At 40.7% G+C, this 25018-nt stretch carries 27 protein-coding genes; 20 read left to right on the top strand and 7 right to left on the bottom strand.

Annotated elements, in window-relative coordinates:
* The first annotated feature begins 318 nt into the window (after positions 1-318).
* Positions 319-873 carry a peptide-methionine (S)-S-oxide reductase MsrA gene (msrA, locus tag QE422_RS01435; protein WP_307454577.1) on the top strand — a complete coding sequence of 185 codons (555 nt, stop codon included), beginning with the start codon at positions 319-321 and terminating at the stop codon, positions 871-873.
* A 93-nt stretch (positions 874-966) separates the two neighbouring features.
* Here msrA and QE422_RS01440 read toward each other — a convergent pair whose 3' ends face one another.
* A complete protein-coding gene (locus QE422_RS01440) occupies positions 967-2730 on the bottom strand; it encodes a RagB/SusD family nutrient uptake outer membrane protein (protein WP_307454579.1) in 1764 nt (587 codons plus the stop codon).
* 12 nt (positions 2731-2742) lie between these two features.
* Positions 2743-5787 carry a SusC/RagA family TonB-linked outer membrane protein gene (locus QE422_RS01445; RefSeq protein ID WP_307454581.1) on the bottom strand — a complete coding sequence of 1015 codons (3045 nt, stop codon included), beginning with the start codon at positions 5785-5787 and terminating at the stop codon, positions 2743-2745.
* A 327-nt stretch (positions 5788-6114) separates the two neighbouring features.
* Here QE422_RS01445 and QE422_RS01450 point away from each other — a divergent pair, with 327 nt between their 5' ends.
* Positions 6115-7182 (top strand): phosphatidylinositol-specific phospholipase C1-like protein, encoded by a 1068-nt coding sequence (locus QE422_RS01450; protein ID WP_307454583.1) that lies wholly within the window; start codon positions 6115-6117, stop codon positions 7180-7182.
* Positions 7183-7416: 234 nt separating this feature from the next.
* Here QE422_RS01450 and QE422_RS01455 read toward each other — a convergent pair whose 3' ends face one another.
* Together QE422_RS01455 and QE422_RS01460 are read right to left on the bottom strand one after the other, a co-directional pair.
* The gene (locus QE422_RS01455; RefSeq protein ID WP_307454584.1) at positions 7417-9207 is read right to left on the bottom strand and encodes a metallophosphoesterase; all 1791 of its coding nucleotides are present in this window, start codon (positions 9205-9207) and stop codon (positions 7417-7419) included.
* A 73-nt stretch (positions 9208-9280) separates the two neighbouring features.
* Positions 9281-10081 (bottom strand): hypothetical protein, encoded by an 801-nt coding sequence (locus tag QE422_RS01460; RefSeq protein WP_307454586.1) that lies wholly within the window; start codon positions 10079-10081, stop codon positions 9281-9283.
* 390 nt (positions 10082-10471) lie between these two features.
* Between QE422_RS01460 and QE422_RS01465 the strand changes: the two genes are divergently transcribed.
* The 16 genes from QE422_RS01465 (at position 10472) to QE422_RS01540 (ending at position 21203) form a co-directional block, all read left to right on the top strand.
* Positions 10472-10687: a hypothetical protein gene (locus QE422_RS01465; RefSeq protein WP_307454588.1), complete on the top strand. Its 216-nt coding sequence runs from the start codon at positions 10472-10474 to the stop codon at positions 10685-10687.
* A 132-nt stretch (positions 10688-10819) separates the two neighbouring features.
* Complete coding sequence (locus tag QE422_RS01470) at positions 10820-12451, top strand: ATP-binding protein (RefSeq protein ID WP_307454589.1); 1632 nt, start codon at positions 10820-10822, stop codon at positions 12449-12451.
* Between the two features lie 10 nt (positions 12452-12461).
* The gene (locus tag QE422_RS01475) at positions 12462-13124 is read left to right on the top strand and encodes a response regulator (protein WP_307454591.1); all 663 of its coding nucleotides are present in this window, start codon (positions 12462-12464) and stop codon (positions 13122-13124) included.
* Between the two features lie 119 nt (positions 13125-13243).
* Positions 13244-13909, top strand: coding sequence for a response regulator (locus QE422_RS01480; RefSeq protein WP_307454593.1), 666 nt, complete (start codon positions 13244-13246; stop codon positions 13907-13909).
* Positions 13910-14037: 128 nt separating this feature from the next.
* The gene (locus QE422_RS01485) at positions 14038-14301 is read left to right on the top strand and encodes a hypothetical protein (protein ID WP_307454594.1); all 264 of its coding nucleotides are present in this window, start codon (positions 14038-14040) and stop codon (positions 14299-14301) included.
* Positions 14273-14560, top strand: coding sequence for a membrane protein insertion efficiency factor YidD (gene yidD, locus QE422_RS01490; RefSeq protein WP_307454596.1), 288 nt, complete (start codon positions 14273-14275; stop codon positions 14558-14560). The genes QE422_RS01485 and yidD overlap by 29 nt, the downstream gene beginning before the upstream one ends.
* A 5-nt stretch (positions 14561-14565) precedes the next feature.
* A complete protein-coding gene (locus QE422_RS01495; RefSeq protein ID WP_307454597.1) occupies positions 14566-14919 on the top strand; it encodes a YegP family protein in 354 nt (117 codons plus the stop codon).
* Complete coding sequence (locus QE422_RS01500; protein WP_307454599.1) at positions 14909-15979, top strand: type I restriction endonuclease; 1071 nt, start codon at positions 14909-14911, stop codon at positions 15977-15979. Before QE422_RS01495 ends, QE422_RS01500 begins: the two co-directional genes overlap by 11 nt.
* 10 nt (positions 15980-15989) lie before the next feature.
* Positions 15990-16499: an SH3 domain-containing protein gene (locus tag QE422_RS01505; RefSeq protein WP_307454600.1), complete on the top strand. Its 510-nt coding sequence runs from the start codon at positions 15990-15992 to the stop codon at positions 16497-16499.
* 15 nt (positions 16500-16514) lie between these two features.
* Positions 16515-17141, top strand: a complete 627-nt coding sequence (locus QE422_RS01510; RefSeq protein WP_307454602.1) for a PH domain-containing protein — start codon at positions 16515-16517, stop codon at positions 17139-17141.
* 3 nt (positions 17142-17144) lie between these two features.
* Positions 17145-17360, top strand: coding sequence for a TM2 domain-containing protein (locus tag QE422_RS01515; RefSeq protein ID WP_307454604.1), 216 nt, complete (start codon positions 17145-17147; stop codon positions 17358-17360).
* 8 nt (positions 17361-17368) lie between these two features.
* On the top strand, positions 17369-17770 hold the full coding sequence (locus tag QE422_RS01520; protein WP_307454606.1) for a DUF6804 family protein: 402 nt from the start codon (positions 17369-17371) through the stop codon (positions 17768-17770).
* Positions 17771-17774: 4 nt separating this feature from the next.
* Positions 17775-18182 (top strand): hypothetical protein, encoded by a 408-nt coding sequence (locus QE422_RS01525; RefSeq protein WP_307454607.1) that lies wholly within the window; start codon positions 17775-17777, stop codon positions 18180-18182.
* Between the two features lie 5 nt (positions 18183-18187).
* Entirely contained in the window at positions 18188-19528 is a 1341-nt protein-coding gene (locus QE422_RS01530) for a beta-carotene 15,15'-monooxygenase (RefSeq protein WP_307454609.1), read from the top strand.
* A gap of 9 nt (positions 19529-19537) precedes the next feature.
* The gene (locus QE422_RS01535; protein WP_307454611.1) at positions 19538-20425 is read left to right on the top strand and encodes a hypothetical protein; all 888 of its coding nucleotides are present in this window, start codon (positions 19538-19540) and stop codon (positions 20423-20425) included.
* A gap of 91 nt (positions 20426-20516) precedes the next feature.
* Positions 20517-21203 (top strand): TM2 domain-containing protein, encoded by a 687-nt coding sequence (locus QE422_RS01540; protein WP_307454613.1) that lies wholly within the window; start codon positions 20517-20519, stop codon positions 21201-21203.
* Between the two features lie 27 nt (positions 21204-21230).
* On the opposite strand, the gene QE422_RS01545 is transcribed toward QE422_RS01540, so the two are convergent.
* The 3 genes from QE422_RS01545 to QE422_RS01555 all read right to left on the bottom strand — a co-directional run bounded on the left by QE422_RS01545 (position 21231) and on the right by QE422_RS01555 (position 23306).
* Entirely contained in the window at positions 21231-21680 is a 450-nt protein-coding gene (locus QE422_RS01545) for a GNAT family N-acetyltransferase (protein WP_307454615.1), read from the bottom strand.
* Entirely contained in the window at positions 21673-22296 is a 624-nt protein-coding gene (yihA, locus tag QE422_RS01550) for a ribosome biogenesis GTP-binding protein YihA/YsxC (RefSeq protein ID WP_307454616.1), read from the bottom strand. Before yihA ends, QE422_RS01545 begins: the two co-directional genes overlap by 8 nt.
* Before the next feature lie 248 nt (positions 22297-22544).
* Positions 22545-23306: an alpha/beta fold hydrolase gene (locus tag QE422_RS01555; protein WP_307454618.1), complete on the bottom strand. Its 762-nt coding sequence runs from the start codon at positions 23304-23306 to the stop codon at positions 22545-22547.
* 272 nt (positions 23307-23578) lie between these two features.
* On the opposite strand from QE422_RS01555, the gene mraZ reads away from it, so the two are divergent.
* The gene (gene mraZ / locus QE422_RS01560; protein WP_307454620.1) at positions 23579-24037 is read left to right on the top strand and encodes a division/cell wall cluster transcriptional repressor MraZ; all 459 of its coding nucleotides are present in this window, start codon (positions 23579-23581) and stop codon (positions 24035-24037) included.
* 36 nt (positions 24038-24073) lie between these two features.
* Positions 24074-24967 (top strand): 16S rRNA (cytosine(1402)-N(4))-methyltransferase RsmH, encoded by an 894-nt coding sequence (gene rsmH, locus QE422_RS01565; protein WP_307454622.1) that lies wholly within the window; start codon positions 24074-24076, stop codon positions 24965-24967.
* Positions 24968-25018: the final 51 nt, after the last annotated feature.

The raw sequence follows: 25018 nt of genomic DNA on the forward strand, positions 1-25018 counted from the left end.
CTTCCTTTAAATAATACATTTCGAAAAGGAATCTTTGCGTTAAAGAAAATAGCACGCAGACCTTGCAGATGACGCAGATGTTTTTGTGGAATCCGAAAAGAAATTTTTGCGTTAAAAATCTCCGGCGATATCACAAAGCTATTATTTTAAAATTATGGCATACGCAATCCATAAGCCATTTGTCTGATCTATGACCGCAATTTATCTTTCGTCCCTTTGACTGGGCATGAATTGAAAAAGTTTTCCTTATTTTTGATATGTTTTTCTCCATTCCTATTCCGTGAACGAGAAAATATTTAAAATCATAATCAAACGAAAATGGATAACAATAATTTAGAACAGATCACTTTCGGAGGCGGATGTTTCTGGTGTGTGGAAAGCTGTTTCAATATGCTGAAAGGCGTACAATCTGCTATTTCAGGATATTCCGGAGGCCATAAAGACAATCCGACTTATGAAGAAGTCTGTACGGGAACAACAGGCCATGCGGAAGTCGTGCAGATCACCTATGATCCGGCCGTTATTTCCTATGAACAGCTGATGGACGTTTTCTTCTTCCTTCATGATCCGACCCAGCTCAACAGACAGGGCAATGATGTCGGAACCCAGTACCGCTCCGTCATTTATTACAAAGATGATGCGGAAAAGGCAAAAGCAGAACAGGCCATCGAAGTTTCCAAGCAATCCGGAAGATGGACAGGAACTTACGTTACCGAACTTACGAAATTTGAGAAGTTCTGGCCGGCAGAACAGTATCACCAGGGGTATTATAATGAAAACCCGACACAGCCGTATTGCAGCGCTGTCGTAGGGCCGAAGATCCAGAAATTCAAAAAGCATTTCGGGGAACTTGGGATGCTGAATGCAGAGTAATCCTGCATCGATCTTAAAAAAATAAAAGCGAAGAGACTAATCCCTTCGCTTTTTGTTTACAAAAATAATCGCTTTATAAAAAGAAATAACCGTTTAGTATCCAGGGTTCTGGGTAAAATCTTTTGAGGCATCAATGGTAGCCTGCGGAATCGGGAAAATTCTCCGGTAAGGCTGGGTAGCCGGTTTTGCCGTTCCCGCAAGATCAAACTTCCCGAAGCGGATCATGGCTTTTCTCCTGTACAATTCCCAATACAGCTCATAGCCCGATTCCTTGAATAAAGTATTGGCATCCAGAGAAGTAAGCGCAACTCCCGGAGCATTGCCTTTTAAGGCATCATTCGTCCGGCTTAGTCTGAGTTTATTAACATCCGCCAGGGCAGCCGTTATATTTCCGTTTCTGAAATAGGCTTCCGCCCGCATCATATAAATCGTTCCCAAACGGTATAAAGGGATATCGACACCGCTTGTACCGTTGTTTCCATAGCCGGGATCAAATTCAAATTTGAAGTTTCTTACGCCTCTGTTGATTTGTGCCTGGGTAAAGACAGCTTCCGAGGGATTATCAAAATTAAGATCAGGCGTAAAATCTGCGGCCAGAGTTGTATTTTTTTCTGTAAAAAGTTTATAAACTTTAATTCTGCCATCTGCCGTCATATCAAAATTCCCATTGACGATCTTAGGGCCGTATTGCTGCCCCACCTGCAGGCCTCTGTTGAAATGGAACCAGGGCTTTCCTGTTCCTTCTACTTTGCTGGTAGAGGGTACGCTTACATCGGTACCGTCGTTTCTGAACCACGTTCCGTCTGAGTACTGATAGCTTCTCTGGAAACGGGGATCGTTATGGTTTCCGTCCCAGGAATAATAAAATTCCGGCGTTACGCACGACGCATTTGTCCCGCGGTTGTCAGGTGATGGTTTCTGAATTCTTTCCATGGACATATAGGCCAGGTCATTATCGGAACCTTTGTCCGAATTCGCAATTTTTTTCTGAACCACCGTAAAGATCATCTCTTTACTCGTATCATTGTCGATGTCGAAATTGTGGAAATAATTGGATTCCAGGCTGAAAAGGGAATTGTTGATCAGTAAATTGGAATACTGGATCACTTTATCCATATCCGTACCGCCTCCGTTGATGGCCTGCTCTGTAAAGCTGAAGGTACTGGCTGTTTTAGTTTTCAGAACAGCCCTGTTCAGATACATATCCGCCAGCAGTGCGTAAGCGGCCTGTCTGGTAAATCTTCCGGCATGGGTATTCTTGGTTTTGATGTCCGCCAAATTGGGGATAAGTCCCTCCACTTCCGTAATCAAAGCATCAATAGTGGTTTCCGCTTTGCGGATCTGGATAGGAGCATTAATGTTATCCGGATCTCTGTATGGTGCCTGCCCGAACAGATCAATCGTCGTATAGGTATAAAATGCCAGCAGTCCTTTGGCTTCTGCCAGGAATAAATCTTTATTGGCCGCTGTACTTTTATTGGCGCTCGCGATTGCCGTTAAGGATTTGGTAATCCCGAAATTCAGCTGATTCCAGGTGTTTTTTACCACATCGCTATTGGCATCCCAGGTAAATTCGTGCATGGCTCTCCATTTTCCGCCGTCGCCCCAGTCACTTCCCCGGGTTGGCAGAATGGCCTCATCGGTAGAATATTCCTGCAGGGCGAAGACTCCGCCATGATCTACAAAAGTTCCCTCACCCAGCTGGCTGTAAGCTGCCGCCAGAGCCGCTTCAGGATCCGCCACTTCAGCGCCCAGCACCTCATCGATTACTTTTTCATCCAGGTTAGTACATCCTACCAGCGCCAGTGCGGCAATGGATAAAACAAGGGTATTGATATTTAAAAATTTAGATTTCATGATTTCTTTTAATTAAAATTTAACGGTTGCGCCCAGGATAAAGGTCTTGGCAGAAGGATAAGTAGTATAATCGATTCCCAGCGACTGGTTTCCTCCCACCTGCTTGTTGGTATCCACCAACGGATCGTAACCGGAATAATGGGTAATTGTAAATACATTCTGTGCACTTACATACAGATTAATGCTTCTCAGGAATTTCAGCTGGTTGATATCGAAAGTGTATCCCAGCCTTACATTATTCAGACGGAGAAAATCCGATTTTTCAAGATATAAGGAAGACAGCTGAGGCTGATTGGTGAAACTTGCCCCCGATTCGTAAAAGCTTTTCAGCACATTCCTGTCCGAAGCCAGGTTGTTGATGTTTAAATCCAATGCCGTATTGTTGACCAGATATCCTCCGGTCTGCCCGATGAAGGAGAATGCAAAGTCGAATTTCTTGTATTTCATGTAGGAATTGATCCCGAAAGTGAAATTCGGAATGGCCCCTTCGAAAATTTTTCGGTCGTTCTGATCGATTCTTCCGTCGCCGTTGAGGTCTTCATAGATATATTTTCCGCTGGCATCCACTCCCAGGTAATTGTACATATAAAAGGACCCTGCTTCATAGCCGTTTTTATAAATATTCGCCGTTACCCCGGAAAGTCCCGGTCCGGAAACTTCCCCTGAATAGATTGCTGAAACCGGAAGATCTTTTACCACGTTGTTTACGGTGGCCCCGTTTACATCGAAGTTCCAGGTAAAGTTTTCATTTCTGATGATTTCGGAGCCTAAGGAAAATTCAAACCCTTTGTTTACGATCTGCGCGTCAACGTTTCTCCAGACGTTACTGGTAGGACTTAACGGCCTTGAAGGAATATTCAGGATAGGATCTTTCGTTGTTTTATGATAGTATTCCAATGATCCGTAGAGCTTGTTTCTGAAGAGGCTGAAATCTGCCCCGATGTTGGTCTGCTCCACCACTTCCCATTTAAGATCCGGATTTACCGTCCGGTTGATGGCCACCCCGTTGATCAGATTTAAATTATCATATAAATAATATCCCGCCGCCTGGGTAAGAGAAGAACTGGCCTGGGTAATTTTGTTCGGAACTTCCTGGTTACCGGTCTGCCCCCAGCTTCCTCTCAGTTTCAATTCATTAATGATCTGTGAGTCTTTCAGGAAATTTTCATTGGAAACCGTCCAGCCTACCGCTACCGAAGGGAAATATCCGTATTTGTTGTTTTTTCCGAAACGCGTAGAGCCGTCTGCTCTCAGGGAAGCGGTCAGAAGGTATTTTTTATCAAAATTGTAATTTACCCTTCCGAAATACGACTGCAGTTCATTTTCCTGAGCATAGCCGGCGCCCGGCACAAATGCCGTTCCTGAGTATCCGGGATTGATTTCCGGAGCAATTCCCGCTCCCTGCGCTGCAATATCTTTTACCCCGAAATAAGTCCCGGTATTTTTAAATTTCTGGTAAGAAAAACCTCCCAAAAGACTGAAATTATGTCTTTGAAGATTAAAATCATACGTAAGATAATGCTCCAAAAGCACATTATAGGAATCCAGATTGGCCTGAACGTATACTCCTTTCGGCGTCCGGTCGGTAATATTCGGATACATGGTGGTATTTCTTTCCGACATGGTTTTATCGATTCCCAGATTGAATTTGTAATTCAGTCCCGGTAAAATCCTCAGTGTGGCTTCCGTATTCCCCAGCACCCTGAAGGTATTGGTTTTGTCACTGTATACGCTCAGCAAATACAACGGATTGTAGTGGGCATTCATGTTGAAATTGGTATAATTTCCGTTTTCATCGTATACGGAACGTGTAGGGTTGGCCATCAGCGCATGGATGATCAGCTGCCCGTCGGACCCGGCGTTTCCGCCATTCGGGATTCCGGTTTCTTTAATATCACTTGCGGTAAGGTTTACCTTTACTTTCAGCCTTTTGTTATCAAAAAAAGATTCTTCTGCGTTGATCCGGGCGGTGTTTCTCTTGAAGCTGCTGTTCAGTACGATTCCGTCCTGATCCATGTGGGAAACCGAAGCAAAATAGCTTCCCGTATCCGTCGCTTTGGAAAAGGAAACCGAATGATTGGAAGAAACCGCATTTCGGTAGATCTCGTCCTGCCAGTCGGTATTTCCGCCGTGGTCGTACAGCTTATTGATTCCTGCTGCCCGATATTCGTCTGCCGTCAGCAGATCCAGCTTTTTGATCACCGAAGAAAAGCCCAGATACGTATCATAGGTAAACATCGGCTCTCCTTTCTTTCCTCTTTTTGTCGTCACCAATACCACCCCGTTTGATCCTCTGGCTCCGTAGATCGCGGCTGCAGAAGCATCTTTCAAAACGGTGATGAATTCGATATCATTGGTATTTAAAAAATTCAGCGGGTTTTTTGCCTGTACATTTCCCAGTCCTACGTTCGGGCTTTGGGCACTTACCGGATCATTGTTCAATGGAACACCGTCTACTACGAACAAAGGCGTACTTCCGCTTCTGATGGATCCGATCCCCCGGATGGAAACATTCACTCCGGCTCCCGGTTCACCGCTTGTCTGCACGATCCGAACCCCGGCTACTTTACCCTGCATGAGATTGTCCACAGAAATGTTCATTCCTTCTTTGAAATTTTCCGCTTTCAGCTGGCTGATGGCTCCGGTTAGATCCGATTTTTTCTGCGAACCGTATCCCACTAAGGTTACTTCTTCAATGGAAGTTGCAGTTTTTTTAGATTTCAGGCTGATGGAAACCGTCGGGCCTGAAATTTTTACCATCTGCGCGGCATATCCGTCATAGGAAACGGATAACGTCTGCCCGATTCCTGCCGAAACCGTAAAATTTCCGGAGGCATCTGTGGTTACGGTTTCTCCCGTTTCCACTACGGTTACTTTCGCCCCTTCTATGGCGGAGCCGTCCTGATCCGATACATTTCCGGTAATCGTTTCATTCGCCTGCGAGGCGACTGCATAACGCGCCGGAAGCTTTTCTGCATGAACCTGATGGCCCACCAGGAAAATCAGGGCGATCGGAATTAGTTTTTTAAACGTAAAAGAATTAATTTTGTGGTACATATCATTAAGTAAAGTAATTACATGACGTTACCTTGCTTGATAAAAGCCGCTGTTGTTGCCGCAACAGTGGTTTTCATTTCAGGCCGTCGTTAGTTTTATTTCGGGGTACAAAGTAAAAACGTTTAAGCGGAAATGATTTTAACCTAATATTATCTTAAAATCAAATAAATATAAATGTTCGTTTTCGGGACGATACCATCCCATTCATCATCAAACACTTACAAACAGGGCATTTTATCCATTTACATAACCTTAAAAAAGACTTAACATACTGTATAAGTACGGTCGCACAAAGACTCGTTAATTTCGCTGAATCAATTTGAATTCATGAAAAAGGCAGTTTTTTTAGTCATGTCCCTCGCCCCGTTCTCACTTTTCTGGTCGCAGGTGCAGCCACTTGATGATCTTAAAATAAATGAGATCCAGGTAATCGGCTCTCACAATTCCTATAAAAAGACCCTCCTTCCTGAGGTGTATGAATACCTTTCGAAAAGGGATTCCCAGAATCTTCTCCCGAGGATCCAGTATGAGCACATCCCGATTCCCCGGCAGCTGGACCTCGGGCTCCGCAATCTTGAAATTGATGTCTACGCCGACAGCAAAGGCGGAAAATATGCCCACCCGAAAATTCTGGACCTGGTAAAAACCGCACAGCCTTTCGATCCGGAAGGAAAGATGAAAAAGCCGGGCTACAAAATGATCCATATTACGGATATCGATTACCAGACCCAATATTATACGCTGGAAGACTGCCTCAAGGATCTGAAAAAGTGGTCGGATGCCCACCCTGATCACGACCCGATTTTCATTACGCTGGAACCAAAAGATGGCAATGCCAACGCGTACGGTACCGAACCGGAACATTATACGGCCGAACTGTTTAACGACCTGGATGCCGAACTTGTAAAATATTTAGGGAAAAATAAAATCATCACGCCCGATGAGATCCGTGGCTCCTATCCTACCCTGAATGCAGCGGTTTTAAACAGAAACTGGCCGAAAGTACAAGAGGCAAAGGGCAAATTCCTGTTCGTGCTCGACAACAACGGCGAAAACCGGGACCTCTATATCAAAGGCCATCCGTCGCTGAAAGGAAGAATGATCTTTACCAATTCGGCTCCGGGAACTGCTGAAGCGGCGGTTTTATTCCGCAATGATCCGGGTCCCGAAATTACCGGGCTGATAAAACAAGGATACATTGTCCGGACGCGGGCGGATGCCGATACCATGGAAGCGAGAAAAGAGGATTACTCCAGGTTTGAAAAGGCAAAAGCAAGCGGGGCACAGATCATCACAACCGATTATTATCAGCCGAGCACGTTGTTTAAGTCAAACTATAAAATCAGTTTTGATCACCGTACCTATGAACGGAAAAATCCTGTAACCGGAAAATAGAACATTTTTTACGATTAGATTTATAAAGGAAAAGGCTGCCGGTTACCGGTGGTCTTTTCTGATTTTTAAATACAAATGACAAAAATATTTTCACAAATAACACGGGAAATTTATCCGGATTCAGATATGACTTTTTGATTTTGACATGATGCTTTTTAAACACAAATGACCCAAATTTTTTCGCGAATAATACAAGGAAATTAAATGCAGAGTGCGAAACCTGTAGGAACTTAACTATAATTTTCTGATCTCCTGCTTTTTCAGATCGATGATAAAGTGATCTGCCGGATCTCCGGAGGACAGGAGGGAAAGGATATGAAACAGGGATTTCACCTGCAAAGCAAACGGATCCTGCGGACGGCTTTTCTCATAGAATGCTTCAAGGGTACGGTATTGCTGTAATCTTTCTTTCGGAATGTTCTTTCTGGCCAGCTCATCCGCCGACTGGAATTTATACAGATCGAGCAACACTTCTTCAGCCTTCCATTTTCTGAATCCTTCGGTGCTGATTCCGTTTTCTCTCCACTGCTTTTCAGGCTGAATCAGCAGCAACAGGTTTTCCCCATTCATTTTTTTTAATTTCTGAATGAAATCCTGCGGCCATTCGCCGGGAATCATCCGTAGGCGGACCAGCTCTTTCAGATGAAACAGCATAAAATCGTGATAGGATTTGGTTTTCAGGATGTCTTTATTCCAGAGGATTTTTGTTTTGTCTTTCTGTAAAGCCTCGTATTCTTTTTCGTAAAGCGGGAAAAGTTCATCAAAATCCGGAACTTGATCTACGGTTTCCGTCGTTACTTCCAGTTGATCCGGGGAGTTGACGGTCAGGATTTTATACGCCGGAAGGTAGGCAGCCAGGGAAGGTACCTGAACATTCACCAGCATATGGTCGCCGAATTTCCGGATGCCCGTATCGTTGATGTGCATATGCCCGGCAAAATGAACCGTCAGCCCTGCCTCTGCAAAGGCTTTGGCCACTTCTTCTTCCGGAACCCGTTCCAACTGCCATTTCTTCTCACCCAACAGGCTTTTGATTTCACCGGTGGCCCCGTCATTGAAATCGATCATCGGATAATGGGTAAAGGCAATTACTGTTTTACCGTTCCGTCTGGCTTCGGCGGTAACCTTTTTTACCCAGTTGATGAGGTGTTTTTTATGGGTTAAGACGTTATTGTACCCAATGCCTGCGCCTTTGTAATTGGAGGGGTTTCCGGGGTTTTCGTTCAGGTTTTTCGGGATGTAGGTGTTTCCGTCGATGGCCATCAGCCAGACTCCTTTTACCGGTTCAACCACATAACTCAGGTCGGGAACGGTGAATCTTTCTGCCACGTCATACATCCTTTTCGAATAGTCGGCGTCCTGTACTGCCTTTTCGTATGAATATCCGTTCTCCGGATTGAAACCGAAAGGCGTGCTCCAGAACACATCTTTCTTTTTCGGATAAAACCCGAAGTCTTTCAGTTCGTGCAGGATTTCCAGATACCCGGATTCGGCAATGTCCCGGGTAATGATTTCAGGATGGGTTTTCCCGATATTTTCCCGGCTGTAAATTCCCAGGAGATTTCCATCCTGCCCCAGAAAATCGTCCTTTCCGGCTTCCTGGCGGAACGGACCTACCGGATCGTGGTTTCCGGTGGTGAGGTAAAAATCAATGCCGTACTGCTGATGGTACCGGTCGAGGATCCGGTGCAGCCCGCGGATGTTGTAGGCCTGCCCGTCATCTGAAAAATCACCGGGCATCGCTACGATCTTAATTCCTTTTGCCGCAATATTGTCCAGTGCTTTCAGGAAAGCGAAATAGTTTTCGTTAAAAATTCGGGTCGAGTGCAGCTGCGAATCCATGGTCCTGAGGATCGTGGGTTTTCCCGTTCCGGGATTGGTAATTCCTTTAAAATCATTGTCTGAAAAGCTTCCGTACAGATCCTGGAAATGCACATCCGAAAGGAAAGCGATCCGTACCGGTTTTTGTTGCGCCGGAAACAGGGAAAAAGCCAGCACTAAAAATGAGAATATTCCTTTATTCATCCTAAAAAAAGACGAAAGTAAAGGAATATCCGGTGAATTGTTTTACGTAAAGTTTAAATCATTGTAAAGAAATTTAATTCTCGGCCAGTTCAGCTAAAGCATTTTCGCCGCCATAAGTTTCAACAATGTATTCGGTAGCTACTTTTAAGGTCTTTCCGTTTTCCGGATGTTCCCCATAATTAGTGAAAAATTCTACATGATTATCGCTCTTGTCATACCAAACTTTACCCTTCGCATTTTCGATTGTAAGCGTGTCCGGTCGCGTTATTTTTTTCTGATGTACAAATTTAGTGGGATCCATGGGAACCACATCAGTCTGAGGATTTATATAACTGCTGTCACTGGCTATGTAGCGGTCTTTATCCCAATACATATAAGGTTTTTCAATGGCCGGAGGTGCCCAAATTGACGTAAAGCCAAAAATTCTTTTTGGGCCTTTAGAAAATACCACGCCGCCTGTCACGAGAAGTAATACAAAAGCCATTTCTACGATTCCCGGTCCATTCTTTTTGAGGAAATCAGGCATTGTAAAAATAGGCTTATTGATTATAGTAATCATAATTTTAGAAATCGCTTGCTGAATCGTGTGTTCAATGGTTTTCCACCCAGCACAATATTCTCTAAAATTGTCATATCCTACATACCTGCTTAGATTATCCAAAATTGGCGTTTTTATTTTGTAATCTACATCATTCTCAACGATTGCCTTGTAGTAGTTCTCAAATGATTTATAACTCAGCGGTTCGAAATGATCTTCTAAAGTTCTCTCTAAATGTAAGAGAATTCCATTAAATGAAGTTTCTGTAGTTGTACTAGAAGCTTTTTCATAAACTTCCTCTAATAGTCTCTTTCTCTCGGGTAAAAATTTTGACATATGTATGATTATTATTAATTCGAAATTATAAAGAATTCAATCAACATCATTACGGTTTTCCGCATATCTCACCGAAAAAAACTTTCCAAAAACTTTCCAAAAACTTTCTAACCCTTGCCTTTCCATTCGCCGTTACTTTGCCATAGAAATCAGTGAGAAACAAACAATTAAAACAAAAGACAAAACCAAAGTTACGAAACTGATTTCAAAAACTACCAGATAAAACGGAAGAAAATATCCGGGTTGGGAAGCAGATGTTTCTCTTCCGTTTTTGAAGGTTCACTTCCCAAAAAATTTAAGAAGCGCTTCGAAATTTTTCACGTGTAAAACTATCTGCGATCTGTTTCGCAGGGAAGAGCACGAATGCCTCAACAATTAAATTTTTTGACAATGATCGAATTCATTTTGATGCTATTAGGATTAGCATTCGGACACAATAATGCCAATACACAATCATGCAACAGCGATAATAATAACGGAACAGTAACCGTTCAAACCACCAATCCGGGAACGACTGATCCGGGAACAGGAATAGATCCAGGAACCGGAGGGTCAGGTGGAGATACGGGAGGTGAAACAGGACCAACACTACCTCCTAAAAAATAATAAACAAATGAATCCGTCTTAAATTATTAAGGCGGATTTTTATTTATTGTCATTAATATTCATTTATTTATAAAATAATTTTAATAATAAATGATTTAATTACAATACAAATTCTTTTATTAATTTAGTGAAATGATAAAATATTTATTAATTATTATGTTTTTTCTGGTTTCTTGTAAAAAGGAAAAACAGCAAAGTTTTGATACAATTAATGGAGATAAATTTTATGACGAAGGAATTTTATTACTTCAAAAAAATAATATTGAAGCATATAAAAAATTCCAACAAGCAATTAATTATTATAAGAAACAAAAAGATAATTCAAATATCTCTAAGAGTTTAATTTGTCAAGCAATTGCTCAACAAGGAAGTGGTGACATATTTGGAGCTGAAGCAACTTTAGTAGAAGCTTTAAAAATAATAAAAGATAACGATGAAAGCCTTTATTCTATTTATGATACATTGGGCAACTTAAAATTAGATCAAAAAGAATATGAACAAGCTCTTAAATGGTATAATAAGGCATTGTCAGAAAATACTATTCCTGAAACATCACGAATCAATATTTTAAGTAATAAATCTGTAGCAGCGTTTAAATTAAAACGCTATGATGAAGCGTTAGACATTTTATCAAAAATAGATCTTACTAAAGATCTTGATTTAAAATTAAAAAATAGAATAAGAGATAATATTGAATATATAAAATGGTTAAAAAATAAAAATTATCCTGCTCAAAGAAATATCGAGGCAATCGCAGGACTAAAACAAAAGAATTCTGATTTTTGGGGCCTAAATTCAACATATGCACATTTATCAGATATCTATAAAAATATAGATAATGAAAAATCTCTTTTTTACGCAAAAAAGATGTATGAAACAGCAACAAAAATCAAAAGCCCAGATGACAAATTAGAATCTATTGAAAGATTAATAATATTGGATAGCCCTGTAAATTCAAAAAATTATTTTAATCAATATAAAAAACTTTCAGACAGTATCCAATCTAGTAGAAATGATTATAGAACTAGATTTTCTTTTATAAAATATGATAGTGAAAGAAAAGAATTAGACAATGCACAAAAAGAATTAAAAATTTCAAGACAATACTTTTTCCTAGGTCTTTTAGGATTAGCAATTATTATATTAATCATCTGGTATACCAAACGACAAAAGCAACTAAAACAGGAAAAAGAACTCGAAGTCAAAAACACCCAGCTTAAAATGTCCAAAAGGGTTCATGACGTGGTCGCGAACGGGATTTACCAGGTGATGGCGAAGATTGAGAACCAGAAAGATTTTGACCGGGATAAGGCGCTGGACGAACTGGAATTTGTGTATGAAAAGTCGAGGGATCTTTCGTATGAGAAAGCCGGGGAGGAAAAAGAGTTCAGCCAGGAAATTTCAGAGCTTATCGCCGGATTTAATAATGCAACGGTGAAAACCTTTACGGCAGGCAATGATCCTTCAGTCTGGGAAAAAGTATCTCCGGCCGTGAAAGAAGAAGTCTACCAGATGGTCCGTGAACTGATGGTGAATATGAAAAAGCACAGCCAGGCCAGCCATGTGGCGGTTAAATTTGAAAAAACCGGTGAAACCGTTGAAATCCAGTACAAAGACAATGGTGTAGGGATTTCCGGGGATCTTATTTATAAAAATGGCTTACGGAATACGGCTTCCCGTATTGAAGCGATCGGCGGGACGATTACTTTTGACACAAAAATTGAAAAAGGGTTGAAAGTGAATCTCTCCTTCCCTGCTTCGTAACCGTTTTGTTATGTTTAAAAAAGTATTAATTGTTGAAGACCAGGAAGTCGCCAACCTGGGCATTCTACGGAACCTGGAAGAATTATCGATTCCCCATTGTGAATTTGCAACCCATTGTGATGAAGCCCTGCAAAGGCTGAAAACCTCAGCCACAGAAAATAAGCCGTACGACCTGCTGATCGCCGACCTTTCTTTTGAAAAAGACCATGTCCGCCAACACCTGAAAAACGGACAGGAACTGATCCGGGAAGCCAGAAAGGTCCAGCCCGAACTTAAAGTCGTGGTGTTTTCCGTAGAAAAGCGGGCAAGGATCATAGACGATCTTTATAAAACTTACCGCATCGACGGGTTTGTAAGCAAGTCCAGAAACGACGGGAAAGAGCTCAGGAATACCATCCGGAAAGTTTTTGAAGGAGAAACCGTGATGTCGCAGGAAATTCTGAATGCCATCCGGAATATCCCTTTCGCACTGGATGCCTACGACCTCAAACTGCTGGAGCTACTCGCCAAAGGTTCCAAGCAGCACGAAATCCAGGCTTACCTGAAAGAACACCAGATGCAGCCCTACAGCATCCGCTCCATCGAAAAAAGACTGAACGAGCTCCGCGACAGCTTCGGGGCGAAAAACAATATCGAGATGATTGTGATCTGTAAAGATATCGGACTGATCTGATGTAAAAAGACCGGAATTATCTATTTTTTTCATTATTTACGAGAACCCGTAATGGCGGAATGATAAATGCTTTTACTTTTGAGGTCTTAAACCTATATTTTTAATTAAACCGTATAACCATGTTCAAAAAAATTTTAATTGCCGAAGATCACGAAAGCATCAACATTTCCGTCCAGAAAACCCTTGAGGATCTGAATATTCCGAAGGTAGACTATGTGTACTACTGCGATGATGCGATCGGGAAAATCCAGAAAGCCCTTCGGGAAGAGCAGCCCTACGACCTGTTGATCACCGATCTTTATTATGAAGAAGACCACCATACCCAGCATCTTAAAGACGGTAAAGAGCTCATTGAGAAAGCAAGAACCCTTCAGCCCGATCTGAAAGTGATCGTCTTCTCCGCTGAACGCAAGACCGGCGTCATCGATAATCTTTTTTCCGAGTATCACATCAACGGCTATGTGCAGAAGGCCCGTAATGATTCCAAAGATTTAAAGAAAGCCATTGCTTCCGTATACATCGGCGAAGATCATATTTCCTTTGAGCTCAAACAGGAAATGAGAAAGTTCAACAATTATGAATTTTCCGCCTACGATATCGTAATTGTGTCCCTGCTTTCCAAAGGGGTACTGCAAAAAAACATTCCGGCCCACCTCGAAGAAAAGAGCATCCGCCCTTCTAGCCTCAGCAGCGTGGAAAAAAGACTCAACAGCCTGAAGGAAGACCTCAGCGTCAACAGCAACGAGCAGCTGGTCGCCTTCTGCAAGGATCTCGGAATCATTTAACTTATTTATTTTGTTTACAGCCTTTCAAGTTTTTTGAAAGGTTTTTTTATTTTTTGCCGGTTTTACGGTTTTCCGTAAAAAAAATTCATCAAGGGGTGATACTTTTGAAATGTAAAACAAAAACAATCATGGAATACAAAGTAATACCTTTTGTTGCAACAGTGAACCCAAATAATATGAGTTCCAAAAATATTGCAGAACAGTTAGATCAGTTAGTAAAAACCCACACTGAGAATGGGTGGGAGTATGTAAGGCTTGAAAGCGTATCTACCTACGTACAGCCGGTAGAGGGCTGCTTTGGAAATACGGAAAAATCCGGATACATGACCTCCTTTCAGATGGTCGTATTTAGTAAAAAAGAAGATGAAAAATCTCCTGCTACTTCCGATTAAAATGTATTGGCGGATCATTCCACCGTCAAAAAGAAGAAAATGTATTTTCAGAACAAGCTGTTCAAAATATGTATATGAGAAAACAACAGCAGATGGATTTGTTTCAGGACTAAAAGCATTGAAATACCGCTTCCAAAACTGCAGATCCGGAGCCTGTATCATCGAAAACCTGACAGGAGAAACCTATATTATCCTGCCGAATCAACAGATTCTGAACGAATCAGAAATTTCAGAACGATTTATTAAAAATAAAAATTAATAACCATGGGAAAATTTGTCATTACCCGAAGAGTAAACAACGAATATCAGTTTAATCTGAAAGCCGGAAACGGCGAAATTATTTTAACCAGCGAAGGCTATGTCCAGAAAGTTTCCTGCCAGAAAGGAATCGAATCGGTAAAAGCCAATGCTCAGGATGATTCCCGATACGACAAAAGAACAGCCGTTAACGGAAAAGTATATTTTGTTCTAAAAGCAAGGAACGGCGAAATTATCGGAAAAAGCCAGCTGTACAGTTCAAAATCCGGCATGGAAAGCGGAATTGCTTCCGTAAAGTACAATGCGCCCACCGCAGAAATCGTTGATGAAACCGTAAAAACCAATGAATATGGATCTTAAAATTAAACTTGAGCAGCTGCACCAGAAAGTCGTTGGCCTGAAAGACCAGATCGGAACGGAAGAGGCTACCAAAAATGCATTCGTCATGCCTTTTATCCAGATTTTAGGCTATGATATTTTCAATCCTACAGAAGTAGTTCCTGAGCACGTTTGTGATATCGGAACGAAAAAAGGGGAAAAAGTGGATTATGTGATCCGTCACAACGATGCTCCGATATTCATTATTGAATGCAAGCACTGGAAAGAAAGCGCCGATGCCCACAATTCGCAGCTTCACCGGTATTACCATGTTTCGAAAACCCGATTCGGCGTGCTCACCAACGGAATTGTCTATAACTTCTACACGGATCTGGAAAAACCGAATATTATGGATGAAAAGCCATTTTTCACCATTAATATCGAAGACATTAAAGACAGTTCCATTAAGATTCTGGAGAAATTCACCAAGAAAGATTACAATCTTGAAGAGATCCTGGATTCTGCAGAAGCCCTGAAATACATCAAAGCGATCCGCAAGGAATTTGAAAAGGAAATAGAAAATCCTTCGGATGAGATGGTTAAACTGTTGGTCAGCCGTTTTTTCGAAAAACCGATTACCGCCAACCGGATGGTTCCGTTTAAGGAATATACCAAAAAAGCACTCACGACTTCCATTAATGAGTCTATCAGTTTCAGGCTGAAGTCGGCTTTAAGCATTAATGAACAGATCGAAAAGCAGGACGATGCGGTAAAAACACAGCAGCCGGTTGATGAGAATAACGAATCGAAAATCGTAACTACCGAAGAGGAATTGGAGGGCTTCCAGATCGTAAAAGCAATTCTGCGCGAGAAAATTCCTTCGACCAGGATCGCCTACCGCGATACCCTATCGTATTTCGGGATCCTGCTGGACGACAACAACCGTAAACCGCTCTGCAGGCTTCATTTTAATACAAATAACAAATATCTGGAAACCTTCCATAACGGAAAGGAAGCCGGCGAAAAAATCCTGCTGGGCACGCTGGATGAAATTTATAATTACCGTGATAAACTCCTGATGACCCTGGAGAACTATAACTAAACTGATAACCATGAAAAAACTAATACCCTTCATCATAATCACTTTCAGTGTATTTATTTTAAATTCTTGTTTTAAAGCCAACGACAATGTAGGCCATGACGGTAGATGCACCGGCTCTGCCAATTGTTCTGCGTGCTCCAACTGTTCAGGGTGTGGACATTGCAACAGTGGAGGGTCCTGCGGAGTCTGCGGTGGAGGATCTTCCGGAAGAAGTTCGTCTTCCGGGAGTTCTTCCAAAAAAAGCAGCTCTAAAAAACACAAAACCTCAAAATCAAAATCCAGCAAGCCGCCAAAAGTTCGTATTGATAAGATAGATATCAATATCAATTCTAACAACAGGTACTTTGCAGGAGTTGCGGGAGTCAGCATTTATGAACGTCCTTCCGAAAAATCGAAGATCTTAATTAATGTTACCAGAAATGACCGGCTGATTAAGCTGCAGGAGATGAAAGACTGGTATAAGGTAAAAGTAGAGCCCGCCAATAAAACAGGATATATTAAACGAAAGGATGTGAAATAATCAAAAACAAATATCATGAATTTAAAGAAATTTTTAAATGAAGAGCAGGATCCACAAGCTGTCGAAAAGCTTTTGGGAAGGATCAACAGCCTGCTGACTTCGCAGGAAACAGTGGAATATATTGCGGTTCAGAAGAAACCGATCCTCAATTTTTCTCCCGAATGTATTGCACTTACCAACAGAAGAATTATCTTCTGCAGACCGAGAACCTTCGGGTTATCAATGGATTTCCAGGATTACCGATGGGTAGAGGTCTTAGACTGCCACATTAAAGAAGGAATTGTCGGTTCTACCTTTATGATGAAAACTACAAAAAACTTCACCAATATGGTGGATTATCTTCCAAAAAACCAGGCCAGAAAACTTTATCAGTTCGCACAGGAAGTGGAAGAAAGAATGCACGGAGTGAGAAGAGAAAAAAGTCTGGAAACCCTCAGGGCCTCCGCCGGAGGTGTGACGGTAAACAATGCCACTCCGATTATCACTCAGCCACAGCAATTTCAGCAGGAGAACAAACCTTTATTGATTGAAAATGAGGACCCCTTTGCATTATTGCAGAAATTAAAAGATTTAAAGGAGAACGAAATAATTTCTTCTGAAGAATTTGAAACAAAAAAGAACGAAATCTTATCAAGAGTTTAAGTTATGAAATCAAAATCTACCACCGTTTTACTTACCTTTTTCTTAGGAGGATTAGGCATTCACAGATTTTATTTAGGACAGAATGGTATGGGAATACTTTATCTTGTCTTTTGCTGGACTTTTATTCCTGCATTTATTGCACTTATTGATTTTTTTGTGTTCCTTTTTATGTCTGAATATCGTTTTAATAACAAATATAACCTTAAAACAGGATTTTAAATCACATCATGAAACCACTTCTCACCTTCTGTGCGCTGTGTTGTTTCATCGGTATTTTCAAACTTCCTATCGAATATTATACTTTTCTGAGAATTCTCGTTTCCGCCGGAGCTTTATTGGTTTTATACCATACGATAACTTCGAGACAGCCTTATTTCAGTATCGTATTTCTTGTCATCCTCATTCTTTTCAATCCTGTTTTCCCGATCTATCTCTACCGGAAAGGCATCTGGATTCCGATTGATACCATAACGGGGATCCTGTTCCTGCTGATCAATTTCATTGAGAAACAGGTACCTGAAAAAGAAGAGGAAATAACCGAAGAAACACAGGAACATACATTACCGATACATCAGCGAGCTGTTTCCAGAGACCGAATTATTAACCCTAAAAAACTAAAAGAACAATAACCGTATGGAAAACAATCAGATAACGGAAAACCTTAAAGCCCATTTTTTAAGACTGTATCAAATGGCAGTCTGTGACGATGATTTCAGCGCACTGGAATTGAAAATGCTTTACAGATGTGCCGAAGAAAGAGGGATTTCTCCTAAAAATCTGGATGAAATACTGATGAACCCGATCAATTTAAAATCATGGGTGCCACAGACCATTGAAGAAAAAGTGGATTATCTCTATGATCTTACCGCCATGATCTGGGCAGACGGCACGGTTTCCCCGAATGAATATAGTGCCATGCAGAAATATGTGGTCATGTTCGGATTCCTGGAAGAAAATGCAACGGCTATTGTAGACTATCTTATTGAAGCTGTAAAAACCGGAAAAAACAAAAGTGAAATTTTATACGAACTCAAAAACTAAGCATTATGGATACATCCAACATAAAAAATTTATTCCGGCTGAAGCCGGCTCCTGCAGAACCAGCACAGGAAGAGCTTCCCAAAACCGAAGTGAACCCTGATGATGAATCTCTTGAAGAAAGCAGGAGAAGAACCTATCACGAATCGGGATACCGCGACAGTTCGCGCACCAGCGGAAACCACTCTACCCTTTCTATCTGCCTGGATGCGGTATATTCCAAATTCCAGAATGAAGAAAAAGAAATGGTCGAAAAGCAGCAGAAGCTGAAAGAATCTTACGTCAATGAACAGAAAAACAGGGAAACGGAAATCAAAGCATTAACGGTCTCCCAAGAGACTAGAGAGGAACAGCTGAAAACAAAGAACACAGAAATTGAAAACCATCAGCATACGATTGAAAACTTAAAAGCTGAAATCCTTGATTTACCCAGAAATCCAGAAAAGTATAATGTGAAAGCAGGAAGGGGAGCTTCTGCCAAATTCTGGATCGGTACGATTCTTTTGATTCCTATCACATTATACCTGGCTACTTTTTATATATCGACCTCATATTCAGCTTTCTTCAAAAGTTTTGATGCAAAAAGTACGGTTATCCAAAGTGTACTGGATGCCAATGCCTGGATGAAAGCGTGGAATGACGGGTTTATTGAAGTGGCATTCGTCACCCTTATTCCATTTGTTTTCTTAGGATTAGGATTTCTGATTCATATGTTCGGAGAAAATAAAACCAAAATCAATTATATTAAACTTGCCCTATTATTCATCGTAACTTTTATTTTTGATGCTATTCTAGCATATGAAATCGAGTCAAAATTATACGAATTAAACAAGACTTTCGAATCTCCTCCATTCGACCTTAAAATAGCTTTTACGAAGATTCAATTCTGGGGAATTATCTTTGCGGGATTCGTTGTATATGTTATCTGGGGGCTGGTTTTTGATTTTATCATGAAAGAGCACCGTGAAAAAGACAGGATTAAAAACGAACAGGAAATCCGGCAGAAAAAAGTGGAATTCTTTCAGGAAAAGATCAACACCCTGAAAAAAGAAATTGAAGAGATTATAGCCAATATCGGAAGCACCAAAGAACTTATTATCAAAACCCGTGGCAGAATCGAAGAACTGCAGAACATCATAGACGGCGTTATTATCCCTACCAAAGATTATAAACTCTATGCTTCGGAATATGTGCAGGGCTGGATTACATTTATCGGAGAAAAAATCGCTGTATCCAAAACGGAAAAGCAAACCATGATCGACACCTGTATTGAAACTTACAACACGAATCTGGAAACCGTCGGAGCCAATTCGGATAACCAGAACCTGGTTTATTTATCATCTCTTTAAATCTACTTTATGAAAAAAATATTCTACTTGCTATCAATCGTTTTTGTGGTTTCTTGCTGTAAAAAAGGAGGAGAAAATACAGAAGGAAATAAAACAGACACCGTTGTTGCTGATCCAAACAATATCAATGTCAGTATTTTGATCGACCTTTCAGACCGGATAGATCCTGCAACCAATCCCAATCATGCAATGCCATATTTTCAACGGGATACCGAATACATCAAAGCCATCGAAAAAGGATTTCTCAATCATATGAAATCCAAAAGAATCATCACCTATGACGATCAGATGCAGGTGTTTTTCAATCCGGAGCCTTCCGATCCCAAGATCAATGATTTCACAAAAGAACTAAAGGTTTCTTTTGATAAAAATACGTCGAAAGAATATTTTGCAGCCGTTGAAAAGAAATATTCCGAAATTCCGTCATACATTTATCAATCAGCCATTAAAGATAAAAATTATATAGGCTCCGACATCTGGGAGTTTTTTAGAAATAAGGTCAAAGATTACTGCGTAAAAAATGATAAAAGAAATATTCTTTTTATCCTGACAGACGGTTATATGTATCATGATGATTCTAAATTTTCACAGGAAAATAAAACCTCCTATTTAACTTCAAAACTGATAAAATCAAATAATCTTACGACAACAGATTTTAAAAAGATTATCGAAAAGAACAAATACGGCTTTGTAAAGGCAAACGATGGCCTTAGCAATCTTGAGGTAGTCGTTTTAGGAATTAACCCTGAAAAAGGAAACCCCTTTGAAGAAGCCGTTATCAAAGAATATTGGGAGAACTGGTTTAAAGAAATGAAAATCAAAAGCTATCAGATCAAATCGGCTGATCTGCCTTCCAATCTGGAACCGATTATTATGAAAGTGGTTACGGGAAAATAAAGAATAGCTTACCGCTTTAAATTAAAATCAGCAATCCTTGAAGGTAAGCGTATTTCTGCATTTTTATTAACTTGCAGGCTTTAAAATAATCATGACAAATCATTCGCTTGTTTCCAATCCAAAAAAGAGCATAATAGTAGATTTTCCTTTAGAAAAAATCAGGGAAAGTGTTAAAAACATCTCATTGCTTGATCATAAGTATGAGCCTGGTCAGCAAGACGATGTTTTTAACCAGTATATATTTAAAGCAAGTGAATTTTTAAGTTGGGGAGCCGTTATTCTTATCAATTTAAGCCGTGTTTCTGAAAATAAGACTGAAATAAGCATTGAAGTAATGAGAAATTTTGGTGCTTTTGATTCTTCTGTGGAAATTCAAGATGCAAATAGACACCTTATTAATGTTGTAAACTATATTTCTCGCTTAACAACATTGTCTTCTCAAGAAATTGCAGGAATGAAAACCCGGCTTCAGCAGGTTGAGGCAGAACGAGAACGTGAAAAAAGGAAAAAGTCAGAAGAAAGAGCGGAAAGAATTGAAGTTATGAAAGTAAGATTTCATCGGAGAAATAAAACGGCAGCCGCTGTTCTGGCTTTATTCTTAGGATTTGCCGGTGCACACCGTATCTATCTGGGACAGCGCACCAAAGGATATATCAGTGCTTTCTTTTTTTGGACTTTAATCCCTTCAGTAATTGGCATAATAGATTTTTTTTCCTTCATCTTCATGTCTCAGGAAAAATTTGATGCTAAATACAATTCAGAAAATATTCTAAAGTAAAAAGCGAAGAGTGGTTCTTCGCTTTTATTATTTTCTAAACATTTCCGTGTGCGGAATATTGTCTTCGAGGTATTTTTTTCCGGTATCTTCAAAACCGAATCCGCCGTAGAACCGCAGCAGATAGTCTTGTGCAGAAATTCTGATCTCCGAAGTACGGAAACGGTTTTCAATGGCTTGTACAGCATAAGCAATCAACTGTTTCCCCAGGCTTTTGCCTCTTGCCTTTTCCGTGGTCAGAACCCTTCCGATTGATGCTTCATTATACTTGATCCCTTTATCGAAGATTCTGCAGTAAGCCAGCACTTCCCCATCCTCTTCAGCCCAGAGGTGAACAGCTTTCTGATCGTAACCATCCAGGTCCGGATAGGGGCAATCCTGCTCTACAACAAAAACATCTACCCTCGCTTTGATAACGGCATACAGTTCGGGAACGGTAAATTCCTCAAACGTTTTTATTTTCCAGATTATATTACTCATCAAAACTTACATTGTTGTTAACCAGGAACTCATTGGTCTTTTGGATAAAACGCAGGATTTCGTCACAGCCTTCTTTCTTTTCCGCAGAGGTAACATAGATTTCCGGCAGGTCTTCCCAGGTCTTATGCAGTTCCGCTTTATAATTTTCTACATTCTGTATCGCGGCATTGGGTTTCAGCTTATCCACTTTCGTAAAAACAATCGAAAAAGGAACCCCGCTTTCCCCGCACCACTGGATAAACTCCAAATCGATCGCCTGGGGCTTATGCCTGGAATCTACCAGTACGAAAAGGTTAACCAGGTTTCTTCGGTTCAAGATATAATTGGTAATCAGTTTTTCAAAATCCTTACGGATGGATTTGGAAACTTTAGCATATCCGTATCCCGGTAAATCGGTGAGATACCAGTTTTCATTCACCAGAAAATGATTGATGAGCTGTGTTTTTCCGGGAGTTCCGGAAGTTTTCGCAAGATCCTTATGGTTCATCATTGCATTGATCAAAGAAGATTTTCCTACGTTGGATCTCCCGATAAATGCATATTCCGGCATATTCGGCTCCGGACATTCCTGCCATTTTCCGCTGCTCTTTACAAACGTTGCTGTTTTAATAACCATTTCTTTGCATATTTTAATTCTTCAAATATCGGAATAAAAAAGCCGACATGAAAACTTAGCCTTCTCTTATAAAATAGTAAGGAGCTTTCAACAGTTTTATTTAATTATAAAACAACAGGTTAGATAAAATTATAGAAATTTTTAAATAGGATAAGTGTAAAATGGAAAAGAGTAATAAATGTTACGCTTGTGATAGGTTGATGTTTAGCAAAAAAATAGGAAGTAAAACTTACCTCCTATCCTATATTTTAAACTTTATCTTTCAGCCAGCTGTAAAGAATTTCATTGAATTCGTCTGCCTTTTCCATCATCGCTGCGTGGCCGCATTTATCGATCCAGAACAGCTCCGAATTCGGAATAAATTTATGCATGTCTTCCGCAACTTCCGGAGGAGTTACATTATCGTTTCTTCCCCAGATCAGGCAGGTAGGCGTTTTGATCTTCGGCAGATCGTTCAGCATATTATGCTTGATGGCACTTCTGGCCAGCATAACCGTTTTAATGCCTTTCATCCTGTCATTTACCACAGAAAAGACCTCGTCCACAAGATCTTCGGTAGCTACGGCAGGATCATAAAAGACCTCTTCTGTTTTTTTTCTGATATAGGAACGGTCGTTCTTTCTCGGGAAACTGTCCCCGAAAGTCCTTTCATACAGGCCCGAACTTCCCGTAAGTACAAGATTTTTAACCAAATCCGGCCTCGCCAGGGTCAGGATAAGTCCGATGTGTCCGCCCATAGAGTTCCCGACAATTGTTGCAGGACCTTCCACATGGGTTTCCAAAAATTTGGCGATATACTTGGCCAAAGTCGTAAGATTGGTATTAAGTACCGGCAACTCGTAGATCGGTAGCTGGGGAACATATACTTTGAATCCCCTGTCTGAAAAAAAATCCACCATCTTATCGAAATTGCTCAATCCTCCCATCAAACCATGAAGCAACACCAATGGATGTCCCTCTCCCGCCTCTATAAAGGTATATTTCTTTTCTTTTTTTGTACTAAATATCATAAAATGCCTTAATAAAGCCTTGCAAAAATACAAATTAAACCTCAAAAATATTTTGAATACTCTAATTTAAAATAAAAATAATATACCAAACTCCTTTTTCCTCACTTTTTTGTGAAACTCTTTTCTATGGGTCAAATAATACTTCCCACAACCCCCATCATATCAGAATATTAAACCCCCGAAATTAAATCTTTAATAAAACTTATTAACATTAAGGCAAAAAGTGGTAAAAAGTGGGAGGATTTAGAAATTATTATATAAATTTGTCCCAAATGAAAAGTTTCATTGGGACATATGAGTGTAAAATTGACGACAAAGGCCGCTTAAAAGTTCCCTCCTCTTTAATCAAACAGATGGAGAACTTCGATGATAAGGCATTTGTGGTCAAAAGATCTGTGTTCCAGTCCTGCCTGGAAGTTTACCCCATTACGGCATGGGATAAAATGATGGGCAAGATCAACAAACTGAATCGTTTTGTAAAAAAGAATGCTGATTTCATCAGAATGTTTACGGCAGGAGTAAAAACGGTAGAATTGGATAATGCAGGAAGGTTACAGATCTCAAAAGACCTTACGGTATTCGCCGGTCTTCAGAAAGACATCGTGATTACCGGGGCGGGAGAACTTTTCGAGGTCTGGGACAAAGAAGCGTACGAAAAGGTAATATCCATAGACGAAGCCGATTTTGCCAGCCTTGCCGAAGATGTAATGGGCTCTTTAGATGAAGAATAACCGCCGGATAAGGCGATAAAAAAACACACCTTAAGCATGTATCATAACCCCGTTTTGTTGAAGCAAAGTGTTGATGATTTGGTAACGAATCCAGACGGAACCTATGTAGACTGTACTTTTGGTGGCGGAGGCCATTCAAGAGAAATATTGAGCCGGCTTTCCGATAAAGGGAGACTGTTCAGTTTTGATCAGGATCTGGATGCGCTGAAAAATGCCATCGACGATCCGAGATTTACACTGATCAATCAGAATTTCCGGTTTCTGGAAAACTCGCTGCTGATCTACGGCGTTTCCCAGGTCGACGGAATTCTGGCAGATTTGGGGGTTTCCTCGCATCAGTTTGATGAAGCCGACAGAGGATTCTCCACGAGGAGCAATGCGCCGCTGGACATGCGGATGAATGTGATGCAGGGCCTTGATGCCAAAAGAGTGATCAACGATTACGATGAAGAGCAGCTTGCCGATATCTTTTATTACTACGGCGAACTGAGAGAAGCAAGAAAGCTGGCAAGGGATATTGTTCATCACCGGAAAACGAAGAGCATCAATACCACGGAAGACCTGAAAAAACTCTTCAGCTATCTTCCGCCGCATAAAGTGAATAAATTTTATGCCCAGCTGTTTCAGGCGATCCGGATCGAGGTGAATCAGGAGCTGGAAGTTTTAAAAGAAATGCTTGTTCAGGCATATAACGTTTTAAAGCCTGAAGGAAGGCTGGTCGTAATCTCCTACCACTCCCTGGAAGACAGGCTGGTAAAAAGATTTTTGAAAAACGGAATGTTTGAGGGGGAACCCGAAAGAGACATTTACGGAAATTATAAAAAAGCATTCGAGCTGGTAAAGAGCAAAGCCATCGTTCCCGACGACAGGGAAATCGAGGAAAATTCCAGAGCCCGAAGTGCTAAAATGAGAACAGGAATTAAAGTGTAATGGTGAATAGTGAATGGTGAATAGTCAATTGTAAATTAAATTGACCATTCA

It is taken from the genome of Chryseobacterium sp. SORGH_AS_0447 (assembly GCF_030818695.1).
Classification (GTDB): Bacteria; Bacteroidota; Bacteroidia; order Flavobacteriales; family Weeksellaceae; genus Chryseobacterium.